The sequence below is a fragment of the Paenarthrobacter sp. Z7-10 genome, from assembly GCF_026932795.1.
Lineage (GTDB): Bacteria > Actinomycetota > Actinomycetes > Actinomycetales > Micrococcaceae > Arthrobacter_M.
In genome coordinates this window covers 1-17,050 of the sequence record NZ_JADPVH010000074.1, presented here as the reverse complement: position 1 = coordinate 17,050, position 17,050 = coordinate 1, and the positions used below count along the sequence as shown (strand labels likewise).

15 protein-coding genes and 2 pseudogenes are annotated in these 17,050 nt (G+C 64.0%); 11 read left to right on the top strand and 6 right to left on the bottom strand.

Annotation, left to right across the window (positions count from 1 at the left end; all coding sequences use genetic code 11):
* Positions 1-226 precede the first annotated feature (226 nt).
* Positions 227-1,151, bottom strand: a pseudogene (locus IV498_RS16895) (IS110 family transposase); the annotation flags it as partial.
* Positions 1,152-1,486: 335 nt separating this feature from the next.
* Here IV498_RS16895 and IV498_RS16890 point away from each other — a divergent pair.
* The 6 genes and pseudogenes from IV498_RS16890 (at position 1,487) to IV498_RS16865 (ending at position 8,593) form a co-directional block, all read left to right on the top strand.
* Entirely contained in the window at positions 1,487-2,152 is a 666-nt protein-coding gene (locus IV498_RS16890) for a dihydrofolate reductase family protein (RefSeq protein ID WP_269048253.1), read from the top strand.
* 177 nt (positions 2,153-2,329) lie between these two features.
* A complete protein-coding gene (locus IV498_RS16885) occupies positions 2,330-2,785 on the top strand; it encodes a hypothetical protein (protein ID WP_269048252.1) in 456 nt (151 codons plus the stop codon).
* 9 nt (positions 2,786-2,794) lie between these two features.
* Positions 2,795-4,702, top strand: a complete 1,908-nt coding sequence (locus IV498_RS16880; RefSeq protein WP_269048251.1) for a M64 family metallopeptidase — start codon at positions 2,795-2,797, stop codon at positions 4,700-4,702.
* Positions 4,703-4,849: 147 nt separating this feature from the next.
* Positions 4,850-6,223: a glutamine synthetase family protein gene (locus IV498_RS16875; protein ID WP_269048250.1), complete on the top strand. Its 1,374-nt coding sequence runs from the start codon at positions 4,850-4,852 to the stop codon at positions 6,221-6,223.
* Positions 6,224-6,353: 130 nt separating this feature from the next.
* Positions 6,354-7,729 (top strand): annotated as a pseudogene (locus IV498_RS16870) (aldehyde dehydrogenase family protein).
* A 57-nt stretch (positions 7,730-7,786) separates the two neighbouring features.
* Positions 7,787-8,593: a 3-oxoacyl-ACP reductase gene (locus tag IV498_RS16865; protein ID WP_269048249.1), complete on the top strand. Its 807-nt coding sequence runs from the start codon at positions 7,787-7,789 to the stop codon at positions 8,591-8,593.
* Between the two features lie 118 nt (positions 8,594-8,711).
* On the opposite strand, the gene IV498_RS16860 is transcribed toward IV498_RS16865, so the two are convergent.
* Complete coding sequence (locus IV498_RS16860) at positions 8,712-9,143, bottom strand: hypothetical protein (RefSeq protein WP_269048248.1); 432 nt, start codon at positions 9,141-9,143, stop codon at positions 8,712-8,714.
* A gap of 425 nt (positions 9,144-9,568) precedes the next feature.
* Between IV498_RS16860 and IV498_RS16855 the strand changes: the two genes are divergently transcribed.
* Entirely contained in the window at positions 9,569-11,260 is a 1,692-nt protein-coding gene (locus IV498_RS16855) for an AMP-binding protein (RefSeq protein ID WP_269048247.1), read from the top strand.
* A 55-nt stretch (positions 11,261-11,315) separates the two neighbouring features.
* Here IV498_RS16855 and arfB read toward each other — a convergent pair whose 3' ends face one another.
* On the bottom strand, positions 11,316-11,738 hold the full coding sequence (arfB, locus tag IV498_RS16850) for an alternative ribosome rescue aminoacyl-tRNA hydrolase ArfB (protein WP_269048246.1): 423 nt from the start codon (positions 11,736-11,738) through the stop codon (positions 11,316-11,318).
* Positions 11,739-11,985: 247 nt separating this feature from the next.
* Here arfB and IV498_RS16845 point away from each other — a divergent pair, with 247 nt between their 5' ends.
* The 4 genes from IV498_RS16845 (at position 11,986) to IV498_RS16830 (ending at position 14,227) form a co-directional block, all read left to right on the top strand.
* A complete protein-coding gene (locus tag IV498_RS16845) occupies positions 11,986-12,516 on the top strand; it encodes a MarR family winged helix-turn-helix transcriptional regulator (RefSeq protein WP_269048245.1) in 531 nt (176 codons plus the stop codon).
* The gene (locus IV498_RS16840) at positions 12,513-13,595 is read left to right on the top strand and encodes an FUSC family protein (protein WP_269048244.1); all 1,083 of its coding nucleotides are present in this window, start codon (positions 12,513-12,515) and stop codon (positions 13,593-13,595) included. The genes IV498_RS16845 and IV498_RS16840 overlap by 4 nt, the downstream gene beginning before the upstream one ends.
* Before the next feature lie 165 nt (positions 13,596-13,760).
* The gene (locus tag IV498_RS16835) at positions 13,761-14,000 is read left to right on the top strand and encodes a trimeric intracellular cation channel family protein (protein WP_269048243.1); all 240 of its coding nucleotides are present in this window, start codon (positions 13,761-13,763) and stop codon (positions 13,998-14,000) included.
* A 20-nt stretch (positions 14,001-14,020) separates the two neighbouring features.
* A complete protein-coding gene (locus IV498_RS16830) occupies positions 14,021-14,227 on the top strand; it encodes a hypothetical protein (RefSeq protein ID WP_442951374.1) in 207 nt (68 codons plus the stop codon).
* A gap of 60 nt (positions 14,228-14,287) precedes the next feature.
* On the opposite strand, the gene IV498_RS16825 is transcribed toward IV498_RS16830, so the two are convergent.
* From IV498_RS16825 to IV498_RS16815, 3 genes are all read right to left on the bottom strand, one after another.
* Positions 14,288-15,166 (bottom strand): peptidase dimerization domain-containing protein, encoded by an 879-nt coding sequence (locus tag IV498_RS16825; protein WP_330059802.1) that lies wholly within the window; start codon positions 15,164-15,166, stop codon positions 14,288-14,290.
* Between the two features lie 207 nt (positions 15,167-15,373).
* Entirely contained in the window at positions 15,374-16,243 is an 870-nt protein-coding gene (locus tag IV498_RS16820; protein ID WP_269048241.1) for a DUF72 domain-containing protein, read from the bottom strand.
* Between the two features lie 170 nt (positions 16,244-16,413).
* Positions 16,414-16,887, bottom strand: coding sequence for an NUDIX domain-containing protein (locus tag IV498_RS16815; protein WP_269048240.1), 474 nt, complete (start codon positions 16,885-16,887; stop codon positions 16,414-16,416).
* Between the last annotated feature and the right edge of the window lie 163 nt (positions 16,888-17,050).

Below are 17,050 nucleotides of genomic sequence, written 5' to 3'. Positions count from 1 at the left end.
GGTGGTTGGAAGAACTCGCTCTTTGGTGATAAGCACATTTACGGCGAGGAGGGTGTGGCGTTCTACACCCGCGGCAAGGTCGTTACCTCCCGCTGGCCCGAGCCCACCCATGCCTCGGGTGCCTCCTACAACTTCCCCTCCAACTAACCCCCCCAACCCCTCCAACTACCCCCCCCCACCCCCGCCCCACCCAGCCCCCACCCAACTAATACGAAAGTAGGGTGAGTTAGGCTGCGGGGGCTGGGGTGATGGTGACGTTGTAGCCGAGGCTGTTGAGTTTTTTGATGGCATTGTTCTTGGCTTTGGCTGGGTTCAGGCGGGTGAAGTGGTCGGGGCCGGGATCGGCGTAGCACTCGCCGTTGGCGAGCATGTGCCAGACCGCGGTCAGGATGGAGTGTTCGAGGGCGACGACGGCTTTCATGGGGCCCCGGCCGGGCTGCGATGCGCCGCTATTTGACTGCCAGGTAGGTGTCCTTGCTGCGGGAAGCGGACAGGGCCGCGGTACCCAGGGCTGCTTTGAGGTATTTATTGCCGGGCAGGATGTGCGCGGACTTGACCCTGCCGGCGGATTCGTTGGATCCCGGACAGACCCCTGTCCATGACGCGAGCCGGCCGGGGGTTTCAAAGGCGTTCATGTCCGCACCAGTTTCGGCGATGATCACGTCGGCGACTTTGAATGAGACTCCGGGGATGGTGGCCAGGAATTCCCTGGCCGTACGAAAGGGTTCCATCGCCTGCCCGATCCTGGTGGTCAGGGACTCGATGATGCGGCTCTGGGTATCGATCTGGTTCAGATGCAGCCGGGCCATGAACGCGTGGTGTTCCTTGAAGCGGCCGGTAAGTGCGTCCACGAGTTCGGGGATCTTGGATTTGAGGGTGCCCCTGGCCAGTGCGGCCAAAACCTGTGGGTCGCGTTCACCGTTGATGAGGGCCTCCAGCATGGCCCGGGAGGAAACTCCTGTCAGGTCCGAGACCACGGAGGAGAGTTTGATGCCGGAGCCTTCCAGGAACTTCTCCAGCCGCTGGATTTCCCGGGTCCGGTCACGGGTGGCGATGGAGCGTGTCCGGGTCAGGTCCCGTAGTTCACGGATGGGTTCGGGCGGGATAAACGAGGCCCGCAGCAGCCCGTGGGCTCCGAGCTGGGCCAGCCACATCGACCGCTAAGTAACAGCAGATGCACCCATTTCGCCTTTTGAGTGCGTTATCTGTTACCTAGTTGCCGGTGAGCGGCGACGGATGTCCGTGAGCTCAGCTGCAGCTACTGACGCAGGCCTTGTCTGAGGTGTGGTCGCTGGTCCTGGTTCGCTGGAAAAGTGTTGGACCACTTGAACGTCTTGTTGCTCCAGCGATAGCATTTCCGTCGTGAGGTCGGTGACGCATCTTTACAGCGTGTGCCGGTTAGGGCCAGAGGGGTAAGACGCGGTGTTGTTCGGCCCGAGCGGGAGCGGCTGTCGCGGGTTGACGGCCTAAGTGACTATTGAGGCCGATGAGAGCGGGAGAAGCCATGGGCGGGAAATATGCGGCGGCGACGTCAGCTGGTCTGATGGTCGACCTAATCATCTCCCTGGACGGGTATGCCTCGGCCGAGGGATGGCCGGGCTGGTGGGGTTTGGAGGGGCCGGAATATCTTGGTTGGCTCGAGCAGGAGGGGGAGAAAGACTACACCTTTCTCCTGGGGGCCAACACCTACCGTCTGATGTCCAAGATGTCGGAGGACGCCGCGGCTGAGGGCTCACGGTTGTCCGAGGATGAGGGGGCGAGCCTGACCGGCCTTGCCGCCGTGCCCAAGGTCATCTTCTCCTCTACCCTGCAGGCGCCCCTGACTTGGCCGAACTCGGAGCTGGTGACTGGGGACGCGGTCGAGGCCGTGACGGCGATGAAGCGGACCAGGACCGGCACCTTGAGCACCCTTGGCAGCCTCAGCCTCTGCCGGTCGCTGCTGTCCGCGGGACTCGTGGACCGGTTTCGGTTGGTCGTCTTTCCGGTGATCACGGGTCGCTCCGGGCGGGAGCGGATCTACGACGGCTATCCGGACGTCTCGCTCGAGATGGTGGAAAGCAGGATTTTCGACGGCCGACTCCAGCTGCTTGAGTACGTTCCCACCGTGCTCAGCGGTCCGCCAGACGGCGGTCCGACGAGAGCCAATCCGTAAGAGTTCCTCAATCAACGGTGGCCATATTGCCACTGACCTCCATCCGGCTCGTGGTCAAACGATCGCATCGACAAGGCCCCGAGGTCTTGACTTTAGTGTCCCTCAGGCGTGCACTGGAGCCAACGCAGCCGTCAAGCTCGGGCTGTACCGCCGTCCAACACATTCCGGGAGGTCGGCATGACTGATGCCACCAGTTCCATCGGCTTCGGATCGGTTCGGCTGATCTTTGAATACTCGGGAGGTGAGATCAATCTGGTCCACCAGCAGAGGGTGGACGTGGCGGTTCCCGGCTTTGAGGCGCACCCGGATTTGCGCCCCGGGCATTACGTGGAGGTCCGTGACGACGGCGGTGCCTCCTTGGTCAGGGTTCCGGTCCGGGAAGACCTGGCCGGGAGTGTGGAAGTGTTTCCCGAAAACCATGTCGAACCGATCAGCAGGGTGGAGCGGACCGCCCCGCACGGCGCGTTCACCGTCGTCGTTCCGGCCCCGGCGGCGGCACACAGCATCGCCGTGGTGCGAATTGCTGCCCCGGAGGACGCAGCACCGCCGCCGTCCGGCGGGGCGGCGAGCCCCACCCCGCATGCGGCCCAGGTAACCGATGTGGCAACTTTTCTCCTTGACCGGACTAAGTGAGGCCCGGCCATGACCACTTCAGACGGTACTATCCTTGGCACCACCCAGATCTATGGGTCCGCTCCCCGCAGCCGGGCCTTTAATGTTGTGATGCTCGGCGACGGGTTCACTACCGCCCAGCAGGGAGAGCTGGATGCGGCATGCGCCGATTTCCTGGCCGCCTTCCTGGCGACGAAGCCCTATGACCGGCTGGCACCCGCCATCAATGTCTTTCGGGTCAACGTCAGTTCGACTGATTCGGGCGCCGCGGATCCGGTGGCCACGGGCGGATCCGGGGCAGCTCCGCGCACCTATTTCGATTCCTCCTTCGGCAACAACGGCATCCGGCGGCTGCTCGAATGCAACAGTACGACGGCGCTCACGGCCGCCGCCGCTCAGGTCCCCGAGTTCTCGGTGGTGTTGGTGGTGGTGAACGCCACCGTCTACGGCGGCAGCGGCGGCTCCGTGGGCACCTATTCGCTGGCGACCGGGGCGACGGAAATTGCACTGCACGAAATGGGGCACACCGCCTACGGACTTGCCGACGAATACGCCTACTACGCCGGCGGCGCCGAAACCGGACACGACCACCACCCGCGCGGGGAACCGTCGGAGCCCAACGTCACCACCAACAGCGAAAGAGCTGCGCTTAAGTGGGGGTGGGCGGTGGCCGCGGCGACAGTGCTCCCGACCATGTCTAACCCCGACTGCAGCACCGACGACGGGCGGGCCAGCCCCACTCCGGACGGCACGGTTGGACTATTTGAGGGCGCGCACTATTTCCACTGCGGCGCTTACCGGCCTGAGTACAACTGCAGGATGCGTCAGCTCGGTGTGCCGTTCTGCCGGGTCTGCCAGCAGGTGATCTGGAACCGGATCGGGCCGCTGGACTGGCTTCCGGCCCGTACGCGGACGCCCCTCAGCGTCGTCGCACGCTACCCGGAGCATCTGGATGTCTTCGCGGTAGCCTCGGACGGCAGGACCGTGTCGGATTGGTGGGATCAAAACAGCGGTTGGGCCGGCTGGTTCAATCTCTCCGGAGGGATCGCCTCCCCTGGTGGCACGGGGTCACCGGTGACGGCCATCGCGCGGTATTCCGGCCACTTGGACGTCTTCACCATTGGCACGGACAACCGCGTCTACAGTGCCTGGTGGGACCAAAATGGCGGCTGGTCCTCCTGGTTCCAACTCGGCGGCCTGGTCGCCAGCGCCGGCGCCACCGTCAATGTCGTGGCCAGGTACGCGGACCACCTTGATGTTTTTACAACGGCGGCTAACGGCAGCATCATGTCCACGTGGTGGGACGCGTCCGGCGGCTGGGCCGGCTGGTTCCAGGTCTCCGGCGGCGTTGCTGCACCCGGAGCTACCGTTACTGCCATAGCCCGCTATCCGTTCCACCTGGACCTGTTCACCGTGGGAACCGACGACCGCGTCTACAGCTGCTGGTGGGATCAACGCTCCGGCTGGTCCGGTTGGTTCCTGATCGGCTCGGGAACGGCACGGGCCGACGCCACCATCTCCGTCGTCGCCCGGTATCCCGACCATCTCGACCTGTTCAGCACCGCCTCGGACGGGCGCATCGTCTCTGCCTGGTGGGATGCCCGGGCCGGCTGGTCGGACTGGTTCCAAGTCTCCGGCGGTGTGGCCTCGGCGGGATCTCCCGTGACCGCAATCGCCCGCTATTCGAACCATTTGGACCTGTTCACCGTGGGTACGGACAACCGGATCTACAGCACGTGGTGGCATGACGCGACGGGTTGGGCCAGCTGGTTCAACGTCTCCGGCGGGATTGCTGAACCCGGCAGCCAGATCGCCGCAATTTCAAGGGTCACCGAGCACATTGACCTCTTCGCCGTCGGTTCCGACGGCCTTCTCTACAGCACCTGGTGGGATGGCTCAGGCGGTTGGGCCGGTTGGTTCCAGTTAGGCATCACCTGACGTGCCGGTGGCCATTTGGGTTGTTTCGTGCACGTAGGGCGGTGACCAGGCACCATCGGTTTCGTGCTGGCTTTGGTCACCGGCAATGGCGGTCTGCTGATCAAGTCGTGACCGAACGTTCACCACACGAATCCAGGAAGAGGGACCATGAGTTCACATCCCCGCAACGACAGGATGCTCACCGTCGAGCAGCTGCGGCAAGATATCAAGGGTGGCGGGATCGACAGTGTGATCTTGTCCTTCACCGACATGCAGGGGCGGCTCCAAGGCAAGGTCATCCACGGCGGATTCTTCCTCGAGTCCGCGCTGGAGAACGGATCCGAGGCCTGCAACTACCTGCTGGCCGTCGATACGGAGATGAACACCGTTGACGGTTACGCCATGACCAGCTGGGATAAGGGTTATGGCGACATGGAATTTGACCTGGACCTGGACACGATCCGACGGGTTCCCTACCTGGAGAAGACGGCCATGATCCAGGCGGACCTCAATTACACGTCCGGCGAGCGCGTCGCCGTCGCACCGCGCAGTCTGCTTCGGGCGCAGCAGGAAAAAGCCGCCGAACTCGGGTTCCAGGCGGTGGCCGGGACTGAACTGGAGTTTCTGATCTACAACACCAGTTATGAGGATGCCCAAAACGGGAGTTATCTGGATCTGACCCCGGCGAACCTGTACAACGTCGACTATTCGATCCTTGGGTCGATGCGCGTGGAACCGCTGCTGCGGGATATCCGCAACACCATGTTTGAGGCTGGCATGATCGTTGAATCGGCCAAGGGTGAATGCAACTTCGGCCAGCATGAGATCGCCTTCAGGTACGACGACGTTCTCACCACCGCGGATAACCACACCTTTTACAAGCTCTCGGCCAAGCAGATGGCCGCCCAGCGCGGAAAATCAGTGACGTTCATGGCCAAGCCGAACCAGCGGGACGGATCCTCCTGCCACATCCACATGTCCCTGCGTGGACTCGACGGCAGCCTTGCTTTCTGGGAGGCGCAGGAGGGCAAGCGCAGCGCCCTGTACGACCATTTCATCGCGGGTGTGCTGGCCACCATGCGCGAATTCACCCTCTTCTACGCGCCGAACATCAACTCCTACAAGCGGTTCGCCAAGGGCTCCTTCGCGCCGACGGCCGTGGCCTGGGGCTTGGACAACCGCAGCTGCGCGGTCAGGCTGGTGGGGAAGGGGCATTCGGCACGGCTGGAGAACCGGCTGCCCGGCGCCGACGCAAACCCCTACCTGGCGTTGTCCGCCATGCTTGCCGGTGGGCTCTACGGAATCAAGAACCAGCTGGAGCTGCCGCCGGGAATGGAAGGCAACGCCTACGACTCCGACGCCGAACGCGTCCCCCACACCATGACGGAGGCCCGTGACCTCTTCGCCAACTCGGCCGTCGCCCAGGGGGTCTTTGGGCAGGAAGTGGTGGACCACTACGCGCACTACGCCGATGTGGAAATCGAACAGTTCAATGCGGCCGTTACGGACTGGGAAGTCCGCCGCGGATTCGAGCGGCACTGATGGCAGGTCGGGAGCGGAACCTACCTCAGTACGACGACGACGGCGCCCGGCTCATCGACGGCGCCCGGCGCTTCGCCGGACTCATTGTCCTCGCCGCGACCTGCCATCATTACCGTCAGGAGCTTTCCGCATGAGCACTTTCACCATTCTTAACCCCGCAACCGGCGAGGGAATCCAAGACGTTCAACTGGCCGACGTCCACGCAGCGGATCGGGCCATTGAGGCCGCAGCGGTCGCCTTCGAAACGTGGCGCACCGTGGCTCCGGCCGACCGGGCCCTGCTGCTGCGCCGGTTCGCCGCTGCCGTGGACGCGGACCTGAAAAACCTCGCCGCCCTGGAAGTGGCCAACGCCGGGCACACCATAGGCAATGCGCGGTGGGAGGCAGGAAACGTCCGGGACGTGTTGACCTACTATTCCGCCGCGCCAGAACGGCACACCGGCCGGCAAATACCCGTCGCCGGGGGCGTGGATATCACCTTCCACGAGCCGCTGGGCGTGGTCGGCGTGATCGTCCCGTGGAACTTCCCCATGCCCATCGCCGGCTGGGGGTTCGCGCCCGCGATCGCTGCCGGGAACACCGTGGTCCTCAAACCCGCCGAGCTGACGCCGCTGACGGCTCTCCGGTTGGGCGAGCTTGCCCTCCAGGCAGGGCTTCCCGAAGGCATCTTGACCGTCATTCCAGGCAAGGGTTCGGTGGTGGGGGAGCGCTTCGTCAAGCACCGGCCGTGCGCAAGGTCGTCTTCACCGGCTCAACGGCGGTTGGCAAGCGGATCATGGCCGGCTGCGCGGAGCAGGTCAAACGCGTGACCCTGGAGCTGGGTGGCAAGAGCGCGAACATCGTCTTCGCCGACGCGGACCTGGGCAAGGCGGCAGCCAGCGCACCCGCCGCTGTCTTCGACAACGCCGGACAGGACTGCTGCGCCCGCTCCCGCATCCTGGTCCAACGCAACGTCTACGACAAGTTCCTCGAGCTTCTCGAGCCGGCCGTGAAAGGCTTCCGAGTCGGTGATCCGTCCGATGAGGACACAGACATGGGTCCCCTCATCTCGTCCGGCCAACGCGATACCGTCTCTTCTTTTGTGTACGACGGCGCCGGACAAGTGCGTGCGGACGTCGCCTTCCAGGGGACCACGCCACAGGGCGGCGGATTCTGGTTCCCACCCACAGTGCTTACGCCCACAGACATGTCTGCACGGGCCCTGCGGAAGGAAATCTTCGGTCCCGTCGTCGCCGTCGTGCCCTTCGAGGACGAAGCCGACGCCGTGCGCATCGCCAACGATTCCGACTTCGGACTGTCCGGGTCCATCTGGACCAGCGACGTGGGGCGGGCACTGCGCGTCTCCCGAGGAGTTGAGGCAGGGAACCTGTCGGTGAATTCCCACTCATCAGTGCGATACTCCACGCCATTTGGCGGCTACAAGCAATCTGGACTCGGCCGGGAACTCGGACCCGACGCGCTCGACGCCTTCACCGAGGTCAAGAACGTGTTCATCGCAACTGACTAGTCTGCTTCGACCCGTACATTCCACCAGCATTTCCCCAGGATCCCAAGGAGCACTCCCATGACTGATGACCACGAAGCGCCCTACAACGGGCTGATCAGCAACCGGCTGCAGAACCGCAGCGCAGTGATCACCGGAGGCGCCTCTGGCATCGGCCTCGCCACGGCCAAGCGCCTGGCGCACGAGGGAGCCAACGTGGTCATCGCCGACATTTGCCCCGAGGAAACCGGGAGGGCCGCGGCCGATGCCGTCGGTGGGCTGTTCCTGCGGACCGACGTCACCAACGAGGAGGACGTTATCAGCGTCTTCAAGGCCACCAAGGACGCCTATGGCAGCGTTGACATCGCCTTCAACAACGCCGGAATCTCTCCGGCCGACGACGCCTCCATTCTGGACACCGGCATCGAGGCCTGGCGCAAGGTCCAGGAAGTGAACCTCACCAGTGTCTACTTCTGCTGCAAGCACGTGATTCCCTACATGCAGGAGCAGGCGAGGGGCTCGATCATCAACACGGCCTCCTTCGTCGCCGTGATGGGAGCAGCCACGTCGCAGATCTCCTACTCCGCCTCTAAGGGCGGCGTGCTGTCGATGAGCCGCGAGCTCGGCGTCGAATTCGCCCGGCAAGGCATCCGCGTCAACGCCCTGTGCCCCGGACCGGTCAACACACCCCTGCTCCAGGAGCTGTTTGCCAAGGATCCCGAGCGTGCTGCCCGGCGTCTGGTCCACGTGCCAATGGGCCGATTCGCGGAACCGGAAGAGGTGGCAGCCGCGGTGGCCTTCCTGGCCTCCGACGATTCCTCGTTCATCACCGCCAGCCAGTTCCTGGTCGACGGCGGCATTGCCGGAGCCTACGTCACCCCACTGTGATGCCCGGAGCCCGGGGCAGCCAGCCCCAGGCGAAAAAGTGGAGGATCAAAGCTGAGCAGGTGCCAGGCTGATTCATTTCAGGGTGTGGTTTCAGTCCGGAGGGTCTGTGTGCGGACGGCTAGCCGGCTGCTTGGCTGCCGCGACCCGCCCGTGCAGCGGTGCTGGCGTGGGCACCCAGCCAACGCGGGGATTTCCGGCTCAGGGCGATGGCGGCGGCGCAAGCCACGATCTCAGCGATGACCGAAACCACTCCGAGTGGTGCCAGCCAGTTGCCAACGTCATCGCCGATCAGGGGGAGACCGAAAGTGCGCGAGATGATGTAGGCGACCAGGGCCAAGGCCATTACCACGGCGGTGAGGACATAGGCAGCCGCCACGTCATAAAAGGTAAGCACTCCCGCCAGGACAAAGCTCCCAGCGGCAAGAAGAATGAACAGGATTCCGATGTAGGGCGCCTCGTGGAGATGGGCCGGAATGACGGGAATGTGAGCAGCGCCCGCCACGACCAGCGCGGCCGCGGGAAGCGCCCGCAGCGGACGTCTGAAAGGCACGCGAAACAGACTTGGACGAGTCACTGACGGCTGGGAAATCGTGCCTGTTGTTTCTGCTGACATTCGTCGCTCCGATGGGGTAACGGCGCTTGGCATTCCCATGCGCCTGAGGTCAATGATGTTCCTCGGCTGGTGAGTCAAACCGATGGTAGGGATTCGTTTCCACGGACCATTTGGATTGGCCAGCAGGAGCCCAGCCGCATTCATGACCTCCCAGATGTCCGGCGTTGGCCGCATTTTCAGCGCAACGCCCCGCTGTCGCAACGACCGTAAGCCCTTCCTAGCCGGCCCGAGGGGTAAGGACGCAGAAGAACCAGCCTAGGATATGGAACAAGCGGATCCCTTCCCGCTGAAGGTGTGTTTGCTAACGTACTGGCTGCCGCAGGCACTGACTGCCTGCGCAATCGACGACGATCAGGAGAACCATGCTGTCATACACCGCTGGGGAGGCCGATGTGCCCCTGCTCGATGAGACTATCGGAGAGAATTTCGAGCGGATTGTGGAACGCTTTGGCGACCGTGAGGCCCTTGTCGAGGCATCGCTCGACGGGAACGCGGCGGCGGCGCGCCGCTGGACATTTCAACAGCTTAACGATGACGTGGACCGCATTACGCGCGGACTCCTCGCGGCCGGCGTGGCAGCGGGCGATCGGGTCGGGGTCTGGAGTCCGAATTGCGCCGAATGGACCATTCTGCAGTACGCCACCGCCAAAGTCGGCGCCGTCCTCGTGAACGTCAACCCGGCCTACCGGACGCATGAGCTGATTTTCGTTGTCCGGCAGAACGGCATGCGGATGCTGGTTCTCGCGCCGTCGGACCGAAACAGCGACTACGTGGCGATGGGCCGTGAGGCCGCAGCCGAATGCCCGGATCTGACGGAGCTCATTTTCCTGCCTGTCCCAGCAGGAAGCGGTATTTCGGAGTTCACCGCGGGGGAGCCCTCATCGCGGGAGGAAACCACCTGGGAGGCGCTGGACAGCCGGGCCGAGGAAGTGCCCGCTTCGGCCCTGTCTGAACGAGCGGCGAGCCTACGGCAAGGCGACGCCATAAACATCCAGTACACCTCCGGGACAACGGGCTTCCCGAAGGGCGCAACGCTCACCCACCGGAACATCCTCAACAATGGCTTCTCGATTGGCAGGCTCCTCGGTTACACCGAGTACGACCGCGTCGTCATCCCCGTGCCCTTCTACCACTGCTTCGGTATGGTGATCGGCAACATCAATGCTTTCTCGCATGGCTGTGCGACGATCCTGCCTGCCCGCGGGTTCAATCCTTCGGCGACGCTTAAAGCCGTTCAGGACTTCGGCGGGACCTCTCTGTACGGGGTGCCCACGATGTTCATCGCGGAGCTTGCACTCGCTGATTTCGAAAGTTACCAACTGGATACGCTGCGTACCGGGGTTATGGCCGGGTCGCTTTGCCCGAATGAGGTGATGAAGCGCGTCATCACCGATATGCACATGGACGACGTCGCGATCTGCTACGGGATGACCGAGACTTCGCCGGTTTCGACCATGACGCGGGCGGGCGATTCGATCACCCGGCGCACCGAGACCGTGGGACGAACCATGCCGCACCTGGAGGGCAAGATCATTGACGCCGCCGGCCTCACCGTGGAGCGCGGCGAGGTCGGTGAGCTGTGCACCAAGGGCTACGCTGTCATGGCCGGATATTGGGACCAGCCGGACAAGACGGCCGAGGCGATTGACTCCGAGGGATGGATGCACACCGGTGACCTCGCAGGCATGGACAACGATGGTTACATAATCATTGAGGGACGCATCAAGGACATGATCATTCGCGGTGGCGAAAACGTCTACCCCCGCGAGGTGGAGGAGTTCCTGTACCAGCACCCCAGCGTGCAGGACGTCCAGGTCATAGGGGTTCCGGACAAAAAGTACGGCGAAGAGCTGATGGCCTGCATCATCCTCAAGCCAGGCACGGAGCCGCTGGACGCCACTGCAGTGACGGAGTTCTGCCGGGGAAGGCTTGCCCACTATAAGATCCCGAGGTACGTCGAGATTCGTGAGAGTTTCCCCATGACAGTGTCCGGGAAAGTTCGGAAGATCGATATGCGCGAGGAAGCCATTGACCGGCTGGGACTGCACGGCTGAGAAATTCCCCTTGTCGCCGGCGACCTGGCCGATTACGTTGGTCGGCCGGACGAAGCTACTCGGCGGACGGCCGCTGCCGTTGCCGCTTCGTGGCGGACCGCTGTTGCTTAGCGGCGAGGTGCCGCCGCCCGGAGCTCCGGGTGGGTTTAGTCGGACGGCGGCGCGCCGCATCGGGTGCCAGACCTGCTGTCACGAGCTCGGCGAGTTTCGCGAGGGCGATCTCGCGGTTGCGGAGCTGGGAGCGCCGCTCGGAGGCTGTCACGGTGATCACTCCGGCAATGAGGCGACGTCCCAGACGGGTAACCAACATGATCCGTTGACCATCGGAGAGCGCAGCTGAGCTGGCGATGTTCCAGCAGAGCTCCACGCGGCTGTCCGAGGTGTTCACGTGCTGACCGCCTGGTCCGGACGAACGCGAGAACCTCCAGCTCAGTTCCGATGCGGGGATCGTGAGCGCGGGTGACACCTCCAGATCCATGCAATAAGTCTTGCACCTCCGGCCCTTCCGACGGGCATTGGAATGGTACGACGACGACGGCTGACCGGCCGAGCTTATTCGCTAACCTCAGGCGTTCGGCAGGAGGACGGTGCTGCCAAGCTTGTCGCGCCAGCACCGCATGGAACTACTTAGCTGGCGAAGGATCTGATATACTTTACTGGTAAATGAAAATACTTATCCAGAAGCCCGTGATTACTTGAACGCCGCCAGCCTGCGAATCGGAAACGTGGAGACTCCCCGCGACTACATCGATGGTATCCAGGAGCAGTGGGGTGCCATGCTCCCGCAGGTCACCATCGAAGCGGCGGGTGTCGTCGGTCGAATCCGGCGGCTGGCCCAGATCATCCAACTGCGCGGCGATGCGGTGCTGGCCAGGCACGGCATCAGCCGCAGCGAGTTCGACATCCTGTCGGCGCTCGCCCGCAACGACCGGCCGATGACACCGACCGAACTGGCCGCCGAGCTGTTGATTTCTGGTGCCGGCATGACCAAACGCATCAAGAAGCTGACGGAAGCCAAGCTGATTCGCCGGGACGCGAACCCGGAGGACGGCCGCGGCGCCCTGCTGCGGATGACAGAACAAGGCCAGCAGCTGATCCTGCCGGTGTTGGAATCCATCTCCGCCTTCGAGTCCGGACTGCTGGACGTATTTGCCGAGCATGACCGCCGCGGGCTCACCGGGCAGCTGCGAACCCTGCTGTCAGATCTGGAACACGATTCATCCTTGGCGGATCCGAAAGGCGTCGTTCACCCGTGAATCAACTACGGAATTTCTTCCGGGTGGGACCGGCCAGGAATGACCACCACGCTGCCTTGCGCTGCGCAGTCAACGTTGGTGTCCCACTGCTGACGTTGCTCGCCCTGGGGCACACGGAATTGGCCATCTTCGCGTCCTTCGGTGCCTTTACCGCCATTTACGGCCGCGGCACCGCGCACCGCCAGCGCCTGGCCCACCAAGGCAAGGCCGGGGCCCTGATGCTCGTCACCATCCTGGCGGGCGACCTGACCGGGCTGCTGGGCGCCGGCGCCTGGGGAATAGTGGTCGGTACGACGATCGTCGCCGGCGCCGGAACCCTCGCGACCGGGTTCGGCCGGCTCAAGCCCGGCGGATCACTGTTCCAGATCTTCGGGTTCGCGGCGGTCGCGTCCCTGCCGGTCCATCCGCCGCTCGGCCCGTCCATGCTGGCCGCCGCACTGACAGTGATTTTCTCGTTGCTGGTGGGGCAAAGTACCTGGCTGTGGCCGCACTGGCGGACCCCGTGGCTGCGCGTCCGTGAGCCGCGGCTCACGGCGCAGGAGCGCCGGTTCGTATACGACGACGCGGTGCGCTACGCCCTGGCGGTATTCGCCGCCGGGAGCATCGCCACCCTGATGGGCATCGGTCACAACTACTGGGCCATGGTCGCTGCCGCGGTGCCGCTGGTCGGACAGACACTGGCCCACCGCGTCACCCGCGGAGTGCACCGAATCCTGGGCACCTTCGGTGGCCTAGGCGTCTTGGCCCTGCTGCTGATGCCGCCCAGTAACAACCTGTACCTCGTGCTGGTCGTAGCTGGGCTGCAGTTCATGGCCGAAATGTTCATCGCCCGGCACTACAGCCTGGCCCAGCTCTTCGTCACACCCCTGGCCCTGCTGATGACCCAACTGGGACACCGCAGCGATCCGGACGTGCTGATTTCCGACCGCGCCACCGAAACCATCATCGGCGCCCTGGTCGGCATGGCCGTCGTCGTCGCCCTGAGCAGGTGGCCCAACGCGCAGGGCCAAGGAAGCCCAAGGCGAGCCGGCATCCACTCCGAAACCCGGGTCCATGGCGGTCACGGCCAGCTGCACTGACTTCCCGTTTCGGTTGCTTCCGATTGGGCAGCACGGCGAGAATGAGGGAATGAGCCAGCCGCAGCACTGTGCCGACATCTTAGGGGAGCCGGGTCGCACCGCGCTGGCCGGAGCCGGCTTCGAGGCGGCCGGCCAACGCCCCCGGCGCGGCCATGAGCGCCTGAGATGAGCGCTGAATCCCCCTTACTGCTTGCCCTCGATCTGACGGGCACCTTTGCCTTCGGTCTCAATGGAGCATTGACGGCCGAGCGCGCGGCGCGCCTGGACATAGTCGGCGTAATTACGCTCGGGATGATTACTGCGCTCGGTGGCGGCATCGTCCGCGACATTCTGTTGGGCGCGCTGCCACCGGCGACGTTCCGCGCCTGGCGGCAGTGGGCGGCGGGACGCTGCGTGACGCACTGATCCAGCGGATCCCTTCCGTGATGCGCGACGGGCTCTACGCCGTCCCCGCTCTGGTCGCTGCTGCAATCACGGTCATTGCCATCCTGATTGGTTTCTATGGTCTGCCTGCTGCGTTAACTGCTGCCGCGGCTTGTTTCCTGATTCGGCTGCTTGGTGTGCATTTCGGCCTTCATGCACCAAGACCACCGGAGCAGCCCGGCCGCCGGGAACCTCCCAAGCAAGGCTGATGCACCGGCGCTTCCGGCAGCCCCACGGCCAGGCCAATAATTGCCCACGCCGGGCAGCCGTCAACGGGAAAGCCACGCGAGCGCGGCGACCACCAGCGCCCGGGTGCCAGTGTCAAGAGTGGGCTGGATGACCGGGGCGAACGCGGGGGAATGGTTGACCGGAACGTCCTGGTTGATCCGGCCAGCGTCCGCGGCCCTGCGGTAAGTCTCGGGATCGGTGCAACCGACACGCCAGTAGGTGTAAGGCGTACCCAGCGCGGTAGGGATGTCACTGAAGTCCTCGCTGGCCGTCTGCTGACCCATCTGCTGGGCACGTTCGCCGAAGTAGTCGCCGAATGCGGCGGCCACCCGCTCCGTGGTCCCGGCGTCGTTGGAGGTCAGCGGAAACCGGTCAAACGATTCGAACTCAGCGTCTTTAGGGGAACCTGAGGCTTCACACTCGGCATTGACGATACGGTGCACCGCCGCCAGGATTGCCTTGCGGGTCTGCTCGCTGTAGCTGCGGATGTTGAGCTGGAGTACGGCGTGGTCGGCGATGACGTTGCTTTTCGCGCCGGCCTGCAGGCTGCCGACGGTAAGGACCGCGGTTTCTCCGGGTGGCGTCTCCCGGGAAACGATGGTCTGCAGACGGACCACGATCATCGCTGCGAGCACCACCGGATCAACTGTGGCCTGCGGCATGGACCCGTGCCCTCCCCTCCCGTATATCGTGAACCGCAGGCTGTCCGCTGCAGAGAGCACCGGTCCGGAACGGGTGCCGACGGTCCCGGCGGGGACCTCTTTACCCTCCCCGTCGGTGGCCGTCACAGTGCTGGCATAGGGCAATCCGGTTATCTCCCGTACCGGCAACGCGTCCCTATCCGCCGGCAGCAGTACGGTCGGCCCGTTGCCATTGCGCAGCACAGCGACCACCGCGGTACCGCCAACGCCGGAGTGCACCTCAAAGCCAAACTGCCCGAGCCGTGCGGCGACTTTCGCCGCCGTTGCATGCTCCTGATGGGACAGCTCAGGATGCTGGTGCAGGTCCCGGTAGAAGTCCTCCTGTCATAAGCGCAGGCGATCCAATCCAACCAGAACGGATGATGCTGCAGTCATGGCGCCTCCTCGTGGAACCTTCACGCGTTCTGGTGAGTTCATACCCGCGGGCTACTGCGGGCCGGCGCCGGAGGCTTGGACGCGGCGGGCCAAGTCCATTGCGTTGAAGGGTGCATGAACCTTCACATCATTGTCGAAGTAAATGTACACGTCGCGTCCTTGGCCATCCGGGCAGCCCGCCCCAGAGAGCCAGTTCCGGACCCGCTGCGCCCACACCTCCAATTGTTCATTGCTGTATCCGCTGACGTAAAGCTCTTCCCCGCCGTGCAGCCGGACGTAGACAAAGTCACTGGTGACCTCGGATAGGAACGGCCAACGGCCGGCCGTGTCGGCCAGCACCAATGCGACGTTGTGCCGGCGCAGCAGGTCGTAGCACTCCTCGGTGGCGAAGCTTGCATGTCTGACCTCCAGGGCATGGCGCAGCGGTCGGTCCTCGTCCGTTTCGATCCAGTTTCGGTCCTTGAGCCTCTCATCATGGCGGGCAGCCAGAGCGGCGGCGGCCGCCGTGCCCTGCGGCAGGCGGCCCAGGAATGATTCAAATAAATCGGCGTCGAACGTTATTCGCTCCGGCAGCTGCCAGAGCACCGGGCCCAATTTGGGGCCCAGAGCCAGCATTCCGGAGGCGAAGAAGTTGGCCAGCGCGGCGTCCACATTGCGCAGTCTGAGCATGTGGGTGATAAACCGTCCACCTTTGATGGCAAACTCGAAATCGGCCGGCGTCTGCGCGCCCCACTGCAGATAGCTGGACGGACGCTGGAGGGAGTAGAAGGAACCGTTAAGCTCGATCGAATTGAACGCTGCCGCGGCATGCTCAAGTTCCCTCCGCTGCGCCAGGCCCGGCGGGTAGAAGCTGCCCCGCCAACCGGCATAGCGCCAGCCGGAGATGCCGATCCGGGCCAGCGGCGTCCTCGTCGTCGTCATCTTCCGAACAATATCGCAAGGCCGGCCGTCAGCTCAGGTGGAACTTTCTGTCCAAGTTTTTGGAAGGACTTGCCCAATGGACGGCGACCGGTTTCGGCTTCGGACTGGTCCTGGCCCCACGACCAACACTGTTGCTGCACGCTGGTACGGGCCCGGCGGCGATCAGTCCTTCAGGACCCGGGAGCCTGGAGGTGCCGGACGAGTGAGTCCAGGACAGGCAGCTGGCCGCGAACCAACTTGCTGCGTGCCTCGGACTCCGTGAACCAGCCGGCGCCGTCGACCTCGGGAAAGTCTCTGACCCGCCCGGAGCCCTTCGGCCACTCCAGAGCAAAGGTGTTACTCACAATCCGTTCGGGCCGGAAGTCTGCTTCGGCAGCGAAAACCGTGACGATTTTGCCGGAGGATTGCCGGAAGCTGCCCAGCAACTGGTAGTCGGCGGTCGGCGCCGCGACACCCATCTCCTCCGCGAACTCGCGCCGGGCGGCGGCCAGCGGATCCTCGTCCTGAAGATACTCACCTTTGGGAATGGACCAGGCTCCGGAGTCCTTGCGGGCCCAAAACGGCCCGCCCATGTGCGCAATCCACACCTGCAGCCCGGCGTCGCCCTGCCGGTACAGCAGGATGCCGGCACTGTGGATCCTCAACTGCGCTCCATTCCACTAGATGAGTAATTCCAAGGGGTCGTCTCGGCGCGGCGTGGTGTTTTTGTAGGCAAAGGTGCCCAGAATCGGCGGTATCAAACCCAAACGCCGAACTTGGAGGCCCGCGTGGACGCCGATCTGGACACCCTTGCTACTGCATTGTATG

Coding starts and splice junctions, on each gene's coding strand:
- arfB (WP_269048246.1), bottom strand. CDS start 11,738: ATGGATCTGGAGGTGTCACCCGCGCTCACGATCCCCGCATCGGAACTG.
- IV498_RS16890 (WP_269048253.1), top strand. CDS start 1,487: ATGAGAGCGGGAGAAGCCATGGGCGGGAAATATGCGGCGGCGACGTCA.
- IV498_RS16865 (WP_269048249.1), top strand. CDS start 7,787: ATGACTGATGACCACGAAGCGCCCTACAACGGGCTGATCAGCAACCGG.
- IV498_RS16830 (WP_442951374.1), top strand. CDS start 14,021: ATGCGCGACGGGCTCTACGCCGTCCCCGCTCTGGTCGCTGCTGCAATC.
- IV498_RS16880 (WP_269048251.1), top strand. CDS start 2,795: ATGACCACTTCAGACGGTACTATCCTTGGCACCACCCAGATCTATGGG.
- IV498_RS16875 (WP_269048250.1), top strand. CDS start 4,850: ATGAGTTCACATCCCCGCAACGACAGGATGCTCACCGTCGAGCAGCTG.
- IV498_RS16820 (WP_269048241.1), bottom strand. CDS start 16,243: ATGACGACGACGAGGACGCCGCTGGCCCGGATCGGCATCTCCGGCTGG.
- IV498_RS16855 (WP_269048247.1), top strand. CDS start 9,569: ATGCTGTCATACACCGCTGGGGAGGCCGATGTGCCCCTGCTCGATGAG.
- IV498_RS16885 (WP_269048252.1), top strand. CDS start 2,330: ATGACTGATGCCACCAGTTCCATCGGCTTCGGATCGGTTCGGCTGATC.
- IV498_RS16835 (WP_269048243.1), top strand. CDS start 13,761: ATGAGCGCTGAATCCCCCTTACTGCTTGCCCTCGATCTGACGGGCACC.